Source organism: Variovorax sp. GW821-FHT10D07 (genome assembly GCF_059415325.1).
In genome coordinates this window covers 370,286-388,845 of record NZ_JBWKMZ010000009.1, presented here as the reverse complement: position 1 = coordinate 388,845, position 18,560 = coordinate 370,286, and the positions used below count along the sequence as shown (strand labels likewise).

The 18,560-nt window shown below is 68.7% G+C and carries 15 protein-coding genes; 10 read left to right on the top strand and 5 right to left on the bottom strand.

Annotated elements, in window-relative coordinates; translation table 11 throughout:
• From AC07PU_RS25960 to AC07PU_RS25940, 5 genes are all read right to left on the bottom strand, one after another.
• The gene (locus tag AC07PU_RS25960; protein ID WP_495321443.1) at window positions 1–756 is read right to left on the bottom strand and encodes a DUF1631 family protein; all 756 of its coding nucleotides are present in this window, start codon (window positions 754–756) and stop codon (window positions 1–3) included.
• Window positions 757–921: 165 nt separating this feature from the next.
• Window positions 922–1,875 (bottom strand): protein translocase subunit SecF, encoded by a 954-nt coding sequence (gene secF, locus AC07PU_RS25955; protein ID WP_093351319.1) that lies wholly within the window; start codon window positions 1,873–1,875, stop codon window positions 922–924.
• A gap of 12 nt (window positions 1,876–1,887) precedes the next feature.
• The gene (gene secD, locus AC07PU_RS25950; RefSeq protein ID WP_296774994.1) at window positions 1,888–3,780 is read right to left on the bottom strand and encodes a protein translocase subunit SecD; all 1,893 of its coding nucleotides are present in this window, start codon (window positions 3,778–3,780) and stop codon (window positions 1,888–1,890) included.
• A gap of 93 nt (window positions 3,781–3,873) precedes the next feature.
• Window positions 3,874–4,206, bottom strand: coding sequence for a preprotein translocase subunit YajC (yajC, locus tag AC07PU_RS25945; RefSeq protein WP_093351325.1), 333 nt, complete (start codon window positions 4,204–4,206; stop codon window positions 3,874–3,876).
• 348 nt (window positions 4,207–4,554) lie between these two features.
• Entirely contained in the window at window positions 4,555–8,157 is a 3,603-nt protein-coding gene (locus AC07PU_RS25940) for an indolepyruvate ferredoxin oxidoreductase family protein (RefSeq protein ID WP_495321442.1), read from the bottom strand.
• A 178-nt stretch (window positions 8,158–8,335) separates the two neighbouring features.
• Here AC07PU_RS25940 and AC07PU_RS25935 point away from each other — a divergent pair, with 178 nt between their 5' ends.
• From AC07PU_RS25935 to AC07PU_RS25890, 10 genes are all read left to right on the top strand, one after another.
• Complete coding sequence (locus AC07PU_RS25935; RefSeq protein WP_057594358.1) at window positions 8,336–8,812, top strand: Lrp/AsnC family transcriptional regulator; 477 nt, start codon at window positions 8,336–8,338, stop codon at window positions 8,810–8,812.
• Window positions 8,813–8,923: 111 nt separating this feature from the next.
• Entirely contained in the window at window positions 8,924–9,694 is a 771-nt protein-coding gene (locus tag AC07PU_RS25930; protein ID WP_495321441.1) for a basic amino acid ABC transporter substrate-binding protein, read from the top strand.
• A gap of 91 nt (window positions 9,695–9,785) precedes the next feature.
• Window positions 9,786–10,556 (top strand): amino acid ABC transporter permease, encoded by a 771-nt coding sequence (locus AC07PU_RS25925; RefSeq protein WP_057595865.1) that lies wholly within the window; start codon window positions 9,786–9,788, stop codon window positions 10,554–10,556.
• Window positions 10,557–10,601: 45 nt separating this feature from the next.
• The gene (locus AC07PU_RS25920; RefSeq protein ID WP_495321440.1) at window positions 10,602–12,227 is read left to right on the top strand and encodes an MFS transporter; all 1,626 of its coding nucleotides are present in this window, start codon (window positions 10,602–10,604) and stop codon (window positions 12,225–12,227) included.
• A 21-nt stretch (window positions 12,228–12,248) separates the two neighbouring features.
• Window positions 12,249–13,412 carry an MFS transporter gene (locus tag AC07PU_RS25915; protein ID WP_495321439.1) on the top strand — a complete coding sequence of 388 codons (1,164 nt, stop codon included), beginning with the start codon at window positions 12,249–12,251 and terminating at the stop codon, window positions 13,410–13,412.
• A gap of 117 nt (window positions 13,413–13,529) precedes the next feature.
• Entirely contained in the window at window positions 13,530–14,351 is an 822-nt protein-coding gene (locus tag AC07PU_RS25910; protein WP_495321438.1) for a creatininase family protein, read from the top strand.
• A 33-nt stretch (window positions 14,352–14,384) separates the two neighbouring features.
• Entirely contained in the window at window positions 14,385–15,191 is an 807-nt protein-coding gene (locus tag AC07PU_RS25905; RefSeq protein ID WP_495321437.1) for an ABC transporter ATP-binding protein, read from the top strand.
• Window positions 15,169–16,059 (top strand): ABC transporter permease, encoded by an 891-nt coding sequence (locus tag AC07PU_RS25900; protein ID WP_209541363.1) that lies wholly within the window; start codon window positions 15,169–15,171, stop codon window positions 16,057–16,059. The genes AC07PU_RS25905 and AC07PU_RS25900 overlap by 23 nt, the downstream gene beginning before the upstream one ends.
• A complete protein-coding gene (locus AC07PU_RS25895; RefSeq protein WP_495321436.1) occupies window positions 16,031–17,431 on the top strand; it encodes an FAD-binding oxidoreductase in 1,401 nt (466 codons plus the stop codon). The genes AC07PU_RS25900 and AC07PU_RS25895 overlap by 29 nt, the downstream gene beginning before the upstream one ends.
• Before the next feature lie 60 nt (window positions 17,432–17,491).
• A complete protein-coding gene (locus tag AC07PU_RS25890; RefSeq protein ID WP_209541365.1) occupies window positions 17,492–18,529 on the top strand; it encodes an ABC transporter substrate-binding protein in 1,038 nt (345 codons plus the stop codon).
• Window positions 18,530–18,560 lie beyond the last annotated feature (31 nt).

Below are 18,560 nucleotides of genomic sequence, written 5' to 3'. Positions count from 1 at the left end.
TCAGTCGTCGGAAGTGTCAGATGTGGAGAAGAGACAGCCGCCGGGCTGCGCGGCGCCCGGCGCGCCCGGGCCGGTCGCGCCGCCCGAGGCCGCGCCGCCGGTGCGCCGCACGAAGCTCTTGAGGTCGATCTCGGGCATCACGCCGTGGGCGACCAGGTGAGTATTGGCGTCCTCGTAGGCCTTGGCGACCACGTCGACCAGCTGCGCCTGCACCGTGTCCTGCACGCGGGTCCAGAGCTGGCGGCTCAGGCCCGCGGCCAGCCATTGCTCGACCAGCAGCTTGGCCAGGGTCTCGGGCTTGAGCACGTCCTTGCCGTCGAGCTCGCTCGTGCCCTCGAGGTGCTGGATGCGCAGCCGCAGGTCGCTGAGCTCGAAGCTCGCGCGGTCGTGGATCATCTGCGCCAGGCGCGAGGACAGGATGTTGCTTTCCACCACCTCGTCGCCGATCAGCTCGAGCCGCAGCATCTGCGTGTGCGAGGTCGAGGTGTGGAAGCCGCTGGCGCCGCTCTCGCCGAGCGCCTTGCGCCAGCCGGTCTGCGCGAGCGACACCCATTGCGAGGCGTTGCCCTGGAACGCCACGAAGTCGTCGCGGTGCTCCTGCATGGCGCGCGCGCTGCCGACCTCGGAGGCCAGCTGGGTCAGGCGGTCGCGGATGGCGCGGGCCAGCGGAACGATGGCGCCTTCCGTCGCCAGCACGAAACGCTCACGCGTCTCGCGCGCGAGCTGCAGGGACGAGGCTGATCGCGCAATGCTCATTGAGGAAGATCAGGGGGCAGGTAGCGGTTTCACCCGACAGACGCGAGCTTGCATCGGGAAGCGCATCCGCACAAGGGTGCGCTTCCTGTCGCGTTGCATGGGCGCCTCGCGGCGAGGGACGGGCCCGACTTTACCTTGCCCAGCGGATGCCGCAGGGGCGCCGCTTCAGACCACGGCGCCGGCGTTCGGATCGTCCGGATCGCCGTCGCGCTTGACCGGGCCCTTGATCAGGTCCTCGCGCTTGATGCCCAGCCACATGGCGATCGCCGCCGCCACGAAGCACGACGAGTAGATGCCGAAGCAGATGCCGATGGTCAGCGCCAGCGCGAAGTAGTGCAGCGTCGGGCCGCCGAAGAAGAACATCGACAGCACCACCAGCTGCGTGGAGCCGTGGGTGATGATGGTCCGGCTGATGGTCGAGGTGATCGCGTTGTCGATGATCTCGGTGGTCGTCATCTTCCGGTAGCGCCGGAAGTTCTCGCGGATCCGGTCGAAGATCACGACCGATTCGTTCACCGAGTAGCCCAGCACCGCCAGCACCGCCGCCAGCACCGCGAGCGAGAACTCCCACTGGAAGAAGGCGAAGAAGCCCAGGATGATCACCACGTCGTGCAGGTTGGCCAGCACGGTGGCGAGCGCGAACTTCCACTCGAAGCGGAACGCCAGGTAGATCATGATCCCGACCACCACCATGCCCAGCGCCTTCAGGCCGTTGGTGGTGAGCTCCTCGCCCACCTGCGGGCCGACGAACTCGATGCCGCGCTGCGTGGCGGAAGGGTCGATGGCCTTGAGCGCGGCCATCACCGGCACGCTCTGCTGCTCGGCGCTCATGCCCTGGCGCGCCGGCAGGCGAATCTGCACGTCACGCGAGCTGCCGTAGTTCTGCACCAGCACTTCCTGGTAGCCGAGCTTGCTCACGGCGTCGCGGATCTTGCCGACGTCGGCGGGCTGCGAATAGGCCACCTCCATCACGGTGCCGCCGGTGAACTCGACCGACAGGTGCAGGCCGCGGTGCATCAGGAAGAACACCGCCAGCGCGAAGGTCGCGAAGGAGATGATGTTCAGCACCAGGGCATGGCGCATGAACGGAATGGTGCGGTGGATGCGGAAGAACTCCATGGCCTTCTTTCCTTACTTGGCTTCGGCCACGGACGTACCGTCGGCGGTATCGGTCTTGGGGCGCCAGACGGTGCCGATCGACACGCTCTTGAGCTTCTTCTTGCCGCCGTACCAGAAGTTCACGACGCCGCGCGAGAAGAACACGGCCGAGAACATCGAGGTCACGATGCCCAGGCAGTGCACCACCGCGAAGCCGCGCACCGGGCCGGAGCCGAAGGCCAGCAGCGCGATGCCCGCGATCAGCGTGGTCACGTTGGAGTCGAGGATGGTGCCCCACGCGCGGTCGTAGCCGGCGTGGATGGCCGCCTGCGGCGAGGCGCCGTTGCGCAGTTCCTCGCGCACGCGCTCGTTGATCAGCACGTTGGAGTCGATCGCCACGCCGATCGCGAGCGCCATGGCCGCGATGCCGGGCAGCGTGAGCGTGGCCTGGATCATCGACAGCAGCGCCACCAGCAGCAGCAGGTTGACCGCCAGCGCGATCGACGAGAACAGGCCGAACAGCGCGTAGTACACGCACATGAAGACCATGATCGCCAGGAAGCCGTACATCACGGACTTGATGCCCTTGTCGATGTTGTCGGCGCCCAGCGTCGGGCCGATGGTGCGTTCCTGGATGATTTCCATCGGCGCGGCCAGCGAGCCGGCGCGCAGCAGCAGCGCGAGGTCGTTGGCCTCGGTCACGCTCATCGAGCCCGAGACCTGGAAGCGGTTGCCGAGCTCGCCGTTGATCGAGGGAGCCGTGAGCACTTCGCCCTTGCCCTTCTCGAAGATCATCATCGCCATGCGCTTCTTGTAGTTCTCGCGGCTGACGTCGCGCATGATGTTGCCGCCCTTGGCGTCCATCGTCAGGTCGACCTTGGGCTGGTTGCTCTGCTGGTCGAAGCCGGGCTGCGCGTCGGTGAGGTTCTCGCCGGTGACCAGCACCTGCTTCTTGACGATCACCGGGCGGCCCGCGCGGTCGAAGAACTTCTCCGAACCGAAGGGCACCGGCCCGCCGCTGAGCTCGGCCGCGCGGCCTTCGGACGATTCGTCGACCAGGCGCATCTCGAGAGTGGCGGTGCGGCCGAGGATTTCCTTGGCCTTGGCCGTGTCCTGCACGCCCGGCAGCTGCACGACGATGCGGTCGATGCCCTGCTGCTGGATCACGGGTTCGGCCACGCCGAGTTCGTTGATCCGGTTGTGCAGCGTGGTGATGTTCTGCTTGAGCGCGGCGTCCTGCAGGCGGCGCGCGGCCTCGGGCTTGATGGTGGCGACGAGGCGCCAGTTGCTGCCGTCCGGACCGTCGGTGGTCGTGAGGTCGGGGAACTGGTCCTGGATCAGCTGCTTGGCCTTTTCCAGCGCCGCGGCGTCGCGGAAGGTCACCTCGACGGTCTGGCCGTTGCGGCTCACCTGGGTGCCGCGGATGTCCTTCGAGCGGAAGTTGGTGCGCAGGTCGCTCGCGAAGGATTCGGCCTTCTTGTCGATGGCGCCCTTCATGTCGACCTGCAGCAGGAAGTCGACGCCGCCACGCAGGTCGAGCCCCAGGTACATCGGGAAGGCGTGCAGCGCCGTGAGCCACTTGGGCGAGCGCGACACCAGGTTCAACGCCACCGTGTAGGGCGGGTCGGCGGCGTCGGGCACCAGCGCATGCTGGATCAGGTCGCGCGCCTTGAGCTGCTCGTCGGGGCTGCCGAAGCGAGCGCGCAACGAACCGCCATCGAGCGTGATCAGATCGGGCACGAGGTCGCCCGCCTTCAGGGCCTCCTCGACGCGGGTCTGGGTGGCGCTGTCGACCTTGACGGTCGACTTGGCCGACGAGACCTGCACCGCAGGTGCCTCGCCGAAGAAATTGGGCAGGGCATAGATCAGCCCCACGAGCAGCACGATCACGATGATCGCGTACTTCCAGACCGGGTAACGGTTCATGAGATCGCGCTTTTCAGAGACGGCAGGAACGGGACACGGCGTGACTTGAGGTCCGGGGCAACGAAGCGCAAGACCGGGCCACGCTTTTCTTTCTTATTTGACGGCGCCCTTGGGCAGCACCTGCACCACCGCGCTGCGCTGCACCTTGATCTCGACGCCGTTGGCGATCTCGAGGCCCAGGTACTGGTCGCCGACCGAGGTGATCTTGCCGAGCACGCCGCCGGCGGTGGCGACTTCATCGCCCTTGACCAGCGCCTCGATCATCGCGCGGGCTTCCTTCTGGCGCTTCATCTGCGGGCGGATCATGACGAAATACAGCACCACGAACATGAGCACCAGGGGGAGCATGCTGCCCAGCGAGGACAACATGTCGCCACCTCCGGCAGCGGGAGCGGCGGTCTGGGCGAAAGCGGTAGAAATGAACAAGGAAGTCTCCAACAGAGGGAAGAGGTAATGACTCCGGCGCGAGCCGCGCTCGGGGTTCGGCGGCACCAGGGCCTTCGCACCAGGGCCTTCGAACGGGCCAAGGGTCAACGGGCACGGGCCGCGAATCGAAGCCAGGCGGGGCTTGGCCGCCGCACAGCACCGGGCATTGTATTCGTGGCGAAGCGCCGCTCCGCGCGCTTATCCGGCGCGGGGCGGTGGGCATTCGGTGTTTGGGAGGCGCTCCTGGATTGCTATGTTTTGAATAGCATCGATCCTAAGCGGTGCCTGTGACAGCACGGTTTCGGCGCCAGGCCCACGGGCCCGGCGCCGGCGCGGCCGGGCCAGCGCTCAGGCTGCCGCGCGTTCGGCGCGGGGCTGGCGCCACCGGGCCAGCAGCTCGTTCCAGCGCAGGCGCGCGGCCTCGAGGTTGCGCTCCTTCACGTGGCCGTAGCCGCGGATCTGCTCGGGCAGCGCCGCGATCTCGAGCGCCAGCGCATGGTTGTCGGCGCGCAGCGCGCCGATCACCTCGTCGATGCTCGCGCGGTACTCGCCGATCAGCGCGCGCTCGGTCTTGCGCTCCTCGGTGCGGCCGAACAGGTCGAAGGCGGTGCCGCGCAAGCCCTTGAGCTTGGCCAGCAGCCTGAAGCCCGTCAGCATCGAGGGGCCGAACTTCTGCTTCAGCAACTGGCCCTTGGCGTTCTTCTTCGCGATCAGCGGCGGCGCGAGGTGGTAGTTGAGCTTGAAGTCGCCCTCGAACATGCCCTCGATGCGCTCGAGGAAGGCGCGGTCGGTGTGCAGCCGCGCGACCTCGTACTCGTCCTTGTAGGCCATGAGCTTGAACAGGTAGCGCGCCACCGTCTCGGTCAGCGCGGTCTTGCCGGTCAGGCTGCTCTCGGCCTGCTGCACCTTGGCGACGAAGCGGCGGTACTCGTCGGCATAGGCCGCGTTCTGGTAGCCGGTCAGGAACTCGACACGGCGCGCCACCAGGCTGTCGACGCTCTCGCGCTTCTTGAACTCGATCACCTGGCCGGGACGCACGCGCTTTTGCAGCTCGTCTGGCCGCACGGCGGCCTGGCGGCCCCATTCGAAGGCGGCCTTGTTGTTCTCGATCGCCACGGCGTTGAGCTCGATCGCGCGCATCAGCGACTCGTGCGCCAGCGGGATCCAGCCCTTCTGCCAGGCGTAGCCCAGGATCATCGGGTTGACGTAGATGGTGTCGCCCATCAGCGCGGTCGCGGCCGCGTCGGCATCGAAGGCGCCCACGCCCTCGGCGCCCACGGCGCGCGCGATCTCGGCGGCACAGGCGTCCTCGGGGTTCTGCCAGTTGGCGTTGCGCACGAAGGCGGCCGTGGGCGCGCTGTGCGTGTTGAGCGCCACGTGGGTGCGGCCCTCGCGCATGCGCGCCATGGTCTCGCCATTCACCGACACCAGCGGGTCGCAGGCCAGGATCAGGTCGGCCGCCGCCGTGCCCACGCGGGTGGTGCGGATGTCGCCCTGGGTGTCGCCGATCAGCACGTGGCTCCAGGTGGCGCCGCCCTTCTGCGCCAGGCCGGCCGCGTCCTGCGTGACGATGCCCTTGGCCTCGATGTGCGCGGCCATGCCCAGCAGCTGGCCGATGGTGATCACGCCGGTGCCGCCGACACCGGCCACCACCACGCCCCAGACCTTGCCGCCGGCCAGCGACGGGATCGTGGGCTCGGGCAGCAGGCCGAACTCGGCCGGCGTGGCCGCCTTGTTCTTCGCCTTCTTCTTGAGCTGGCCGCCCTCGACGCTGACGAAGCTCGGGCAGAAGCCCTTGAGGCAGCTCATGTCCTTGTTGCAGGTGCTCTGGTTGATCGTGCGCTTGCGGCCGAACTCGGTCTCCAGCGGCTCCACGCTCAGGCAGTTGCTCTGCACGCCGCAGTCGCCGCAGCCTTCGCAGACCAGCTCGTTGATGACCACGCGCTTGGCCGGGTCGACGGCCGTGCCCCGCTTGCGGCGGCGGCGCTTCTCGGTGGCGCAGGTCTGGTCGTAGATGATGGCCGTGGTGCCGGGCATCGCGCGGAACTCGCGCTGGATCTCGTCGAGCAGGTCGCGGTGCTTGACCTGCACGTGGTCGCCCGGGATGCTGACGCCCTCGTACTTCTCGGGCTCGTCGGTCACGATCACGACCTTCTTGGCGCCCTCGGCATGCAGGCTCTCGGCGATCTGCAGCACCGAGTGGCCCTCGGGGCGCTCGCCCACGGTCTGGCCGCCGGTCATCGCGACCGCGTCGTTGTAGAGGATCTTGTAGGTGATGTTCACGCCGGCCGCGATGCTCTGGCGGATCGCCAGCAGGCCGCTGTGGAAGTAGGTGCCGTCGCCGAGGTTGGCGAAGATGTGCTGGTCGGTCGTGAACGGCTGCTGGCCCACCCATGGCACGCCCTCGCCGCCCATCTGCGTGAAGCCGATGGTGGAGCGGTCCATCCAGGTCGCCATGAAGTGGCAGCCGATGCCGCCCATGGCGCGCGAGCCCTCGGGCACCACGGTGCTGGTGTTGTGCGGGCAGCCCGAGCAGAACCAGGGCTGGCGCGCGTCCTTCACGCCCTCGGCCTGGATCACCTGCATCGAGCGTTCCTTGGCCTCGAGGATCGCGAGCTGCGCGTCGATGCGCGCCGCCATGTCGGAGCCGGCGGGCAGCACGCCCGTCTTCTTGAGGCGCCCGGCGATCGCCTTGGCGATCAGCGCCGGGTTCAGGTCGGCATTGGCGCGCAGCAGCGTGTGGGCGGTCGGGTTGGGCATCGACCATTCGCCGCCCGAGTAGCCCTCGGCCGCATGCACCTCGCCCTCGTCGAACTTGCCGACCACGTTGGGCCGCACGTCGGAGCGCCAGTTGTAGAGCTCTTCCTTGAGCTGGTATTCGATGACCTGGCGCTTCTCCTCGACCACCAGGATCTCCTGCAGGCCGGTGGCGAACTCGCGCGTGAGCTGCGCCTCGAGCGGCCACACCACGCCCACCTTGTGCAGCCGGATGCCGAGCTGGCGGCAGGCCGCGTCGTCCAGCCCCAGGTCGATCAGGGCCTGGCGGGTGTCGTTGTAGGCCTTGCCGCTGGCCATGATGCCGAAGCGGTCGTTCGGGCCCTCGATCACGTTGTGGTTGAGGCGGTTGGCGCGGATGTAGGCCAGCGCGGCATACCACTTGTAGTGCATGAGCCGGGCTTCCTGCTCCAGCGCATGGTCGGGCCAGCGGATGTGCAGGCCGCCGGGCGGCATCTCGAAGTCGGTCGGGATCACGATGTCGACGCGCTCGGGGTCGATCATGGCCGTGGCGCTCGACTCGACGATCTCCTGGATCGTCTTCATGCCCGACCACACGCCCGAGAAGCGGCTCAGCGCGAAGGCGTGGATGCCGAGGTCGAGGATTTCCTGCACGTTGGCCGGGAAGAACACCGGCGTGCCGCAGGCCTTGAAGATGTGGTCGCTCTGGTGCGCCGCGGTCGAGCTCTTGGAGATGTGGTCGTCGCCGGCCACCGCGATCACGCCGCCCCAGGCGGTGGTGCCCGCCATGTTGGCGTGCTTGAAGACGTCGGAGCAGCGGTCCACGCCCGGGCCCTTGCCGTACCAGATGCCGAAGACGCCGTCGAACTTGTTGGTGCCCTGTGGCGAGAAGCCCAGCTGCTGGGTGCCCCACAGCGCGGTGGCCGCGAGCTCTTCGTTCACGCCGGGCTGGAAGACGATGTTCTGTTCCTTGAGGAACTTGCTGGCCTTCCACAGCGCCTGGTCGTAGCCGCCGAGCGGCGAGCCGCGGTAGCCGCTGATGAAGCCGGCCGTGTTCTTGCCGACCTGCTTGTCGCGCAGGCGCTGCAGCATCGGCAGCTTGACCAGGGCCTGGACCCCGCTCATGAATGCGCGCCCGTAGTCGAGGCTGTATTTGTCGTCGAGCGTGACGGTTTCTAGCGCGCGGCGGATGTGCTCGGGCAGCGGGGCGTTCATGTCTGTCGTCTCCGTGGTGGCAGGGCCTTGTGGGCCTGGCTGATAGGTGCGGGTCTGTGCCCGGTCGGGCGCGAGCCCATGATCACGCAAAGTGTATGCCGGGGTCCGCGACAGGTGTTTGCTTTCCATGCCCCCAAAAAGCCACTTCCAGAAAGAAGATTGCTTAATATCGAGGCTTATGGAAAGCATTGACAAGTTCGACCTTGCCATCCTGCAAGAACTGCAGACCGACGGCCGCCTCACCAACGCCGAGCTTGCGCAGCGCGTGGGCCTGTCGGCCGCGCCCTGCTGGCGCCGCGTGCGCGCGCTGGAAGAGGCCGGCTTCATCAAGGGCTACCGCGCCGAGATCGACCGGCACAAGATCGGGCTGGGCGTGCTCGCTTTCGTGCGCGTCGACACCGAGCGCGTCACCAACGAAGCGACCCGCAAGCTCGAGGACGCCATCCGCAAGATGCCCGAGGTCGTGGCCTGCCACTACATCAGCGGCACCGGCACCTTCGAACTGCAGGTTGTGGCGCGCGACCTCGACGGTTTCTCCGCCTTCGCGCGGCAGCACCTGATGAACCTGCCGAACGTGAAGGACCTGCACACCAGCTTCTCGCTCGGCGAGGTGAAGGCGAGCAGCGCGCTGCCGCTGGGGCACCTGGCGAAGTAGCGGCCGCGAGGGCCCGACGGGACCGGCGCCGATGGGCCACGGAACCCGCCGCCCGCCAGCCTAAAATCCTCGCCCACCCCAACCGCCACCCGGCGCACCCGAGGACTCCGCATGACCCCCACCCGCCGCGCCCTGGCGCTTGGCTTTGCCGCCGCCTTGCTGGCTTTCGGCGCCCTGGCGCCCGCCCAGGCGCAGAACCGCGAACTGACCGTGGCCTCCAGCGCCACCTATGCGCCGTTCGCGTTCGAGAACAAGGACAAGCAGATCGTCGGCTTCGACATCGACATCATCAACGCCATCGCGAAGCAGCAGGGCCTGAAGATCAAGATCGTGAACACGCCATTCACCGGCATCTTCGGCGCGCTCAACAACGGCGACGTCGACCTCGTGATCTCGGGCGTGACGATCAACGAGAAGCGCAAGCAGAGCTACGACTTCACGCCGCCCTACTTCGCGGCGCGCCAGCTGATCGCGCTGCCGAAGAACAGCACGGTCGCCTCGCTCAAGGACCTCACGGGCAAGAAGATCGCGGTGGTGAGCGCCTCGACGGCCGACGACATCGCATCGCGCGAGTTCGGCAAGACCAGCCCGAACATCCGCCGCTTCGAGAGCACGCCGCTGATCATCTCCGAGCTGGCCGGCGGTGGCGTCGACGCGGCGATGGGCGACAACGGCGTGATCGCCTACCGCGTGTCGCAGAACCCCGATCTGAAGACCGTCGACGACAAGTCCTTCCCCGAGGAAGGCTTCGGCATCGTGGTGAAGAAGGGCGACAAGGCGCTGCTCGACAAGCTCTCGGCCGGCCTGGCGGCGATCCGCGCCGACGGCAGCTACGTGACGATCTACAAGAAGTGGTTCAACAAGGACCCGAACGTGCGCTGAGCCGCACGGCCCCCGTTTTGCTCCCACGGCCGCGCTTCGCGGCCGTTTCGTTTTTCTTTTCGTTCGTTTCTCTGCATTGAAGGAAGCCGCCATGGAACAACCGGTGTTGCTGTTCGGATGGTTCCGCTGGGACATCCTGGTCGAATACAAGGACCTGTTCTGGCAGGGCGCCTGGATGACCTTGCGCATGACGGTGGTCTGCGTGCTGCTGGGCGCGAGCTGGGGCCTGTGCCTGGCGCTGGCGCGGCTCGCGCAGCCGCGGCATGCGCCCTGGACCTGGGTGGCGCGCTTCTTCCTGCGCTGGCCGGCCACGGTGTACGTGAGCTTCTTCCGCGGCACGCCGCTGTTCGTGCAGATCCTCTTGATCCACTTCGCGGTGATGCCGGTGTTCATCCACCCCACCTCCGGCCTGCTGATCGACGGCGAGCTCGCGCGCACGCTCAAGCAGGAGCACGGGGCGCTGATCTCGGGCGTGGTGGCGCTCACGCTCAATTCGGCGGCCTACATCTCCGAGGTGTTCCGCGCGGGCATCCAGTCGATCTCGCGCGGCCAGTTCGACGCCGGCCGCTCGCTGGGCTTCAACCCGGCGCAGGTGATGCGTTACGTGGTGCTGCCGCAGGCCTTCCGCCGCATGCTGCCGCCGCTGGGCAACAACGCGATCGCGCTGCTGAAGGACACCTCCCTGGTCTCCGCCATCGGCCTGGCCGAGCTGGCCTACGCGGCGCGCACGGTGGCCGGCGCCTATGCGCGCTACTGGGAGCCCTATCTCGCGATCTCGGTGATCTACTGGGTGATGACGCTGGTGCTGACCACGCTGCTGCGCCGGCTCGAGCACCGGCTCGCGCGCAGCGACCGCGGCTGACCGCTGGCTGACCGGCTCGGGGCCTCGCGGCGACAATAGCCCCACATGCCCCCGATATCGCCCGAAGAGACGCCCATCCCGCCAGCGCGGCCGAAGCCGCCCAAGCTCGCCGCGCTCGAGCCGCTGAAGCTGCCGGTGTTCCGCATGCTGTGGAGCACCTGGCTGATCGCCAACATCTGCATGTGGATGAACGACGTGGCGGCGGCGTGGATGATGACCTCGCTGACCACCTCGCCGATCTGGGTCGCGCTGGTGCAGTCGGCCTCCACGCTGCCGGTGTTCCTGCTCGGCCTGCCCAGCGGCGCGCTGGCCGACATCCTCGACCGCCGACGCTGGCTGATGGCCACGCAGTTCTGGCTCGCGGGCACGGCGATCGTGCTGTGCGCCGCGATCGCGCTCGACATGATGACCGCGCCGCTGCTGCTGGCGCTGACCTTCGCCAACGGCATCGGGCTGGCACTGCGCTGGCCGGTGTTCTCGGCCATCGTGCCCGAGCTGGTGCCGCGCCCGCAATTGCCCGCCGCGCTCGGGCTCAACGGCATCGCGATGAACGCCTCGCGCATCATCGGCCCGCTCACGGCCGGCATGCTGATCGCGAGCGCGGGCAGCGTCTGGGTGTTCGCGCTCAATGCGGTGCTGTCGGTGGCCTCGGGCTTCGTGGTGCTGCGCTGGCGCCGCGAGCACACGCCCAATCCGCTGGGCCGCGAGCGGCTGATCAGCGCGATGCGCGTGGGCGTGCAGTTCGTCTGGCAGTCGCAGCGCATGCGCGCGGTGCTCAGCCGCATCACGATCTTCTTCTTCCATTCGACGGCGCTGCTGGCGCTGCTGCCGCTGCTGGCACGCAACCTCCAGGGCGGCGGCGCCGGCACCTTCACCCTGCTGCTGGCGGCCATGGGCTCGGGCGCGATCGTGGCGGTGCTGTTCCTGCCGCGGCTGCGCCAGGCGCTGGGGCGCGACCAGCTGGTGCTGCGCGGCACCGCGCTGCAGTCGGCCGCCACGGCGGTGATGGCCTTCGCGCCCAATGCCTGGGTCGCGGTGCCGGCGATGTTCTTCGGCGGCATGGCCTGGATCACAGTGGCCAATTCGCTGTCGGTGTCGGCCCAGCTCGCGCTGCCCGACTGGGTGCGCGCGCGCGGCATGTCGACCTACCAGATGGCGATCATGGGCGCGAGCGCGATCGGCGCCGCGCTGTGGGGCCAGGTCGCCACGGTCACCGACCTGCAGGTCAGCCTGGTCGTGGCCTCGATCACCGGCACGCTGCTGATGCTGGCCGCGCTGCGCTGGGTCACCGACGTCTCGGGCGAGGACGACACCACGCCCGCCAAGGCCGGCTGGGCCTCGGGGCCGCCTTCCGAGGCGCCGCAGGAGAACGGCCGCGTGGTGATCCACGTCGAATTCATCATCGACCCGGCGCGCGCCGCGGCCTTCCACCTGGTGATGCAGCAGACGCGCCGCGCGCGGCTGAGCCAGGGCGCGATCGGCTGGGAGCTGCTGCACGACATCGGCGAGCCGGGCCGCTACGTCGAGCAGATCGTCGACGAGAGCTGGACCGAGCACCTGCGCCGCTTCAACCGCGCGACCGCCGCCGACATGGCGCTGCGCGAGCGCCGGCTGGCCTTCCACCTGGGCGAATCGCCGCCGGTGGTCACGCGCTACGTCGTGCGCCGCTGATCCACGAAGCCCCCTGACGCCATGAAGACGACCCAGGTCGCCACGCTGTTCTGTTGCCTGTTCCTCATCGGCTCGGCCGAGGTGGTGGCGGGCCCGATGATGGGCGCGATGAGTGCCGACCTCGGCGTGCGCTCGAGCGCCATCGCCTACCTGCCGGCCGCCTATGGGCTCGCCTATGGCGCCTTCGCGCTGATCGCCGGGCCGCTGTCGGACCGCTGGGGCCGCCGGCGGCCGCTGCAGGCCGGGCTGCTGGGCTTCGCGCTGCTGAGCGCCGCGCTCCCGAGCGCGCCGAGCCTGGCGGTGGCGATCGTGCTGTCGGCCCTGGCCGGGCTGTGCGCGGGTCTGATCCAGCCCAATGCGCTGTCGCTGGTGGCCGACGAATCGCCGCCCGAGCAGATCGGCCGCCGGCTCAGCCACGTGTTCGTCGGCCTGATGCTGGCCTTCGTGCTCACGCCGGTGGTGGCCGGCTGGCTGACCGACACCGCGGGCTGGCGCTCGGCCTACTACACGCTCGCGGCGATGGCCGCGCTGGCCTTTCTCGCGGTGACGCGCGCCTTTGTGCAGCGCGTGCCGTCCGCCACATCGCATGCGGGCTTTCTCGCCACCCATGCGCAGGCGCTGCGCACGCCCGGCGTGCGGCGGCGGCTCGCGGTCAGCTATCTCTGGCTCGGCTGGGTGGCGGGCTTCGGCGCCGTGGTGGCCGAGGTGGCGGCGCGCAAGCTGGTGCTGTCGTCGACCGACACCGGCCTGATCGCCGGCCTGTTCGGCCTGGCCGTGATCGCCGGCAACCTCGCCAGCGGCCGGCTGCAGCGCGCGCTCGGCGAGGCCGCGCTGCCACTGGCGGCGCTGGCCGCGGCGGCGGGCCTGCTGGGCCTGGCGCTGCCGGTGGGCTCGACCACGCAGCTGGTGCTGCTCGGCCTGCCCTGGGCCTTCGGCTACGGCTGCGCGGGGCCGCTGCACCATGCGCGGCTCAGCGCGCTGTCCGAGCGCTACCGCGGCACCATCAACTCCTATCACGCGAGCCTGCTCAACCTCGGCATCTTCTCGGTCTCGTTCCTGCTCGGCAGCGTGGTGCCGCGCTTCCCGGTCGAGGTGTTCTGCGCGCTGGCCGGCGGCGTGACGCTGGTCGGCGCCTGCCTGCTGCTGCCGTGGCCGTGGCGCAAGGCCGGGGTCGCGACGACCTGAGCGCGACGACCCGAGCGCAGGGCGGCAGCCCAAGGAAAACCCTGACGCGACTTTTTTTGACCATTCGGATAATTTAGGTCATCATCCGCGCCGTCGCCACGAACGAGGACCATCCCGATGAACCCGGTCACCCTGCGCAGCCGCTTCTGGTCGGACCTGACCAGCGAAGAGTTCTCCCGCCTCGACCGCGAACGGCTGATCGCCGTGCTGCCGGTGGGCGCCACCGAGCAGCACGGTCCGCACCTGCCGATGTCGACCGACACCGCCACCATCGACGGCATGGTGCGCGCCACGCTCCCCCACCTGCCCGACGACCTGCCCGTGCTGTTCCTGCCCACGGTGCCCTACGGCAAGAGCAACGAGCACTCGCGCTACCCGGGCACGCTCACGGTCTCGGCCAGCACGCTGATCGCGATGTGGACCGACATCGGCGCCTGCGTGGCGCGCGCCGGCGTGCGCAAGCTGGTGCTCTACAACAGCCACGGCGGCCAGATGAGCGTGATGGACATCGTGGCGCGCGACCTGCGCGAAGCGCACGGGATGATGGTGGTGGCCGCCAACTGGTACACGCTGGGCCTGCCCGAGGGCCTGTTCACCGCGCACGAGGGCAGGCACGGCATCCACGCCGGCGACCTCGAGAGCTCGGTGATGCTGCACCTCACGCCCGACTACGTGCGCGCCGACCAGTTCCGCAACTTCCACTCGATGACCGAGGACCTGGCGGCCGAGAACAAGTACCTCTCGATCACGCCCAGCGGCAAGCTCGGCTGGCAGATGCACGACATCAACCCGATGGGCGCGGCCGGCGACGCCACCCGCGCCACGGCCGAGAAGGGCGCCGCGGTGCTCGACCACGTGGGCCGGCGCTTCGTCGACCTGCTGCGCGAGGTCGACCGCTTCCCGCTGTCGCGCCTGGCCAACGAGCCCGCCTGGCGCTAGGCTCGCGCCCCGCCACGCCCTCCGGAACACCCCATGGAAAGCACCACGCCATCCATCCCCGATGCCGAAGCGCCGCTGGTCCGGCTGCGCAACGTCGGCAAGCGCTTCGCCAACGGCACGCTCGCGCTGCAGGGCATGTCGCTCGACATCGGCGCGCACGACTTCATCAGCTTCCTCGGCCCCTCGGGCTGCGGCAAGAGCACGGCGCTGCGGCTGATCGCCGGCCTCACGCGCGCCAGCAGCGGCGAGATGGCCTGGACCGGCGGCGCCGCCGCGCGCACCGACCGCGACCTGGGCTTCGTGTTCCAGGAGCCGACGCTGATGCCCTGGGCCAAGGTGTTCGACAACGTCTGGCTGCCGCTCAAGCTCGCGGGCATGAAGCGCGACGCCGCCGCGCCCGTGGTGCAGCAGGTGCTCGAGATGGTCGGGCTCTCGCGCTTCGCCGACGTCTATCCGCGCGAGCTCTCGGGCGGCATGAAGATGCGGGTGTCGATCGCGCGCGCGCTGGTCACGCACCCGCGCCTGCTGCTGATGGACGAGCCCTTCGCCGCGCTCGACGAGATGACGCGCATCAAGCTCAACAACGACCTGCTCGCGATCTGGCGCGAGCACCGCTTCTCGGTGGTGTTCGTCACGCACAGCGTCTACGAGTCGGTCTACCTCTCGAACCGCATCGTGGTGATGGCCGCGCGCCCGGGCCGCGTGATCGACGAGATCCGCATCGACGAGCCCTACCCGCGCGGCGAGGCCTTCCGCACCTCGAGCCGCTACAACGCGCACTGCACCGCGGTGTCCCAATCCCTGCATGGAGCCCTGCATGGCGTCGACATCGATCACTGAGACCGCGGTCGCCGCCGTGCACGACGACGACCTCGCCACGCCCTCGGCCGACGCCCAGCGCGCCCACGAGGACCGGCAGCGCCGGCGCGAATCGCTGCTGCGCATCGTGGTGCCCGCGGTGGTGGTCGGCGCGCTGCTGCTGCTGTGGGAATGGACCGTGCGCGCCAACAACATCCCGCACTACATCCTGCCCGCGCCCTCGCTGATCCTGAAGACGCTGTTCGACAACTGGGACACGCTCTCCAGCGCGCTGTGGTTCACCGTGCGGCTCACGCTGCTCGCGCTGGCCGCGGCCATCGTCGGCGGCGTGCTGCTGGCGATCGCCTTCGCGCTGTTCAAGTGGGTGGAGATCGGGCTGTTCCCGATCGCCGTGATCCTGCAGGTCACGCCGATCATCGCGATCGCGCCGCTGATCCTGATCTACGTCTCGAGCACCACCGCGGCACTGCTGCTGTGCGCCTGGATCGTGGCCTTCTTCCCGATCCTGTCGAACACGGTGGTGGGCCTCAAGAGCGCCGACAGCAACCTGCGCGACCTGTTCCAGCTCTACAAGGCCTCGCCCTGGCAGACCTTCCGCTACCTGCTCGCACCGAGTGCGCTGCCCTACTTCATGGCGGGCCTGAAGATCGCGGGCGGCCTGAGCCTGATCGGCGCGGTGGTGGCCGAGTTCACCGCGGGCACGGCCGGCAAGGAAACCGGGCTGGCCTCGCGCATCCTCGAGTCGAGCTTCCGCACCGAGATCCCGATGATGTTCGCGGCGCTGCTCTTGGTGTCGCTGCTCGGGATCGTGATCTTCATCGTCTTCGCCGCGCTCTCGCGCCTGGTGCTGGGCCACTGGCATGAAAGCGAAATGCGCCGTGAACGCTAGGACCTCGCTCGCCCCGGCCGTCGACTGGGACGCGGTGCATCGCGACCTCGCGGGCCTGAACCTGGTCACCGCGCCGGGCCAGCGCAAGCAGCTGTCGAAGGACTTCTTCTGGTACAGCCCGATCCTCACGGCGCAGCTCTCGGGCTGCGTGGCCGAGCTGGTCGTGAAGGTCGGCACCGAGGACGACGTGCGCCAGGTCTGCGCCACCGCCGCCAAGTGGAAACTGCCGCTCACGGTGCGCGCGGGCGGCACCGGCAACTACGGCCAGTGCGTGCCGCTCGAGGGCGGCCTGGTGATGGACGTGACGCAGCTGTGCCGCGTGCTCGACATCGGCGACGGCCGCATGCGGGTGGAGGCCGGCGCGCGCATGCACGACATCGACCTGGCCGCGCGCGAGACCGGCCAGGCGCTGCGCATGTGGCCCTCGACCTGGCACGTGGCCAGCCTCGGCGGCTTCATCGCGGGCGGCTTCGGCGGCATCGGCTCGTTCCGCCACGGCATCCTGCGCGACCCCGGCAACCTGCTGCGCGCGCGCGTGATGACGGTGGAGCGCGAGCCGCGCGTGATCGAGCTCGCGGGCGACGAGATCCAGCAGGTGCACCATGCCTACGGCACCAACGGCGTGATCCTCGACGTGGAGGTGGCACTGAGCCCGGCCGTCGACTGGGTGCACTGCACGGTGCTGTTCGAGCGCTACCGCGCGGCGCTCGATTTCGGCATCGCGGCCAGCACGCCCGACCTCGACCTGTTCCTGCTGTCGACCGTGGAGGCGCGCTTCTCGCCCTACTACACGGCGATGGGCGAGCACTTTCCCGCCGACCGGCATGCGGTCTTCACGATGGTCGCGCCCGGGTCGATGGACGACTTCCGCGCGCTCGCGGCCGCGCACGGCGGCCACATCGCGCTGGCCGGCACCGAGGCCGAGCTGCTCGCGGCCGGCCTGCCGCCGGCCTACGAATGCGCGTTCAACCACACGACGCTGCAGGCGCTCAAGATGGACCGCGGCTGGACCTACCTGCAGGTGGCCTACGCGCAGCCCTTCGATCCCGCGGTGGTCGAGCGCCACCTCGAGATCTTCGGCGACGAGGTGCTGCAGCACCAGGACTTCGCGCGCGCCGGCGGCGAGGCCGGCACCTTCGGCATCCTGCTGGTGCGCTGGACCGGCGAGGCGCGCCAGTACGAACTGATCCGCGAAATCGAATCGCAGGGCGGCTGCAAGATCTTCAACCCGCACGTGGTGACCATCGAGGACGGCGGCATGAAGACCATCGACACGCAGCAGATCGAGTTCAAGAAGCGCAGCGACCCGATGGGGCTGATGAACCCCGGCAAGACGCGCGGCTGGACGCCCGACATGGCCATCGACCGCTGAAAAGATTTAGGCTTCGCGTCCCGTCCTTTTTCCAAGAAACCTCCACAGGAGCACGTCCTCATGCGCATCCCCGCTTTCCGCATCCGCCCGCTCGGCAGCCTGGCCCTCGGCCTGGCGCTGACCGCCGCCGCCTTCGCCGCGCAGGCGCAGGAGAAGGTGGTGTTCGCCACCAACTGGAAGGCGCAGGCCGGCCATGGCGGCTTCTACCAGGCGCTGGTGGACGGCACCTACAAGAAGTACGGCCTCGACGTCGAGATCCAGCAGGGCGGCCCGATGGTCAACAACCGGCCGATGCTGCCGGCCGGCAAGATCGACTTCCTGATGACCGGCAACCTGCTGCAGTCCTTCGACAACGTGAAGAACGGCGTGCCCACGGTGGTGGTCGCGGCCTTCTTCCAGAAGGACCCGCAGGCCATGTTCGCGCACCCGGGCCAGGGCTTCGACAGCTTCAAGGACATGACCAAGGCGCCCGTGGCCTTCATCGGCAAGGATGGCCAGTTCAGCTTCTGGCAGTGGATGAAGTCGGAGCATGGCTTCAAGGATTCGCAGCTCAAGCCCTACACCTTCAACGTGGGTCCGTTCCTGGCCGACAAGAAGTCGATCCAGCAGGGCTACGCGATCTCCGAGCCGCTGTCGATCAAGGCCCAGGCCGGCTTCGACCCGGTGGTGCAGCTGCTGGCCGACAACGGCTTCTCGACCTATTCGACCACCATCGAGACGCGCGCCGACCTGGTGAAGACCAAGCCCGAGACGGTGCGCAAGTTCGTCGAGGCCTCGATCATCGGCTGGAACAACTACCTCTACGGCGACAACAAGGCCGCCAACGAGCTGATCGCCAAGACCAACCCCGACTCGCCCGTGGCCGCGCTGCAGGGCTCGATCGAGCTGATGAAGAAGATGGGCATCGTCGACAGCGGCGAGTCGCTGACCAAGGGCATCGGCGCGATGGACGAGGCGCGCGTGAAGGACTTCTACGACAAGATGGTCAAGGCCGGCCTCTACAAGCCCGGCGAGGTCGACCTGTCGAAGGTGGTCACGACCCAGTTCGTCAACAAGGGCGTGGGCCTGGACGTGCGCAAGAAGCTCACGGGCAAGTAGGCCGCGACCAAGGATCCGATCCACGACCACA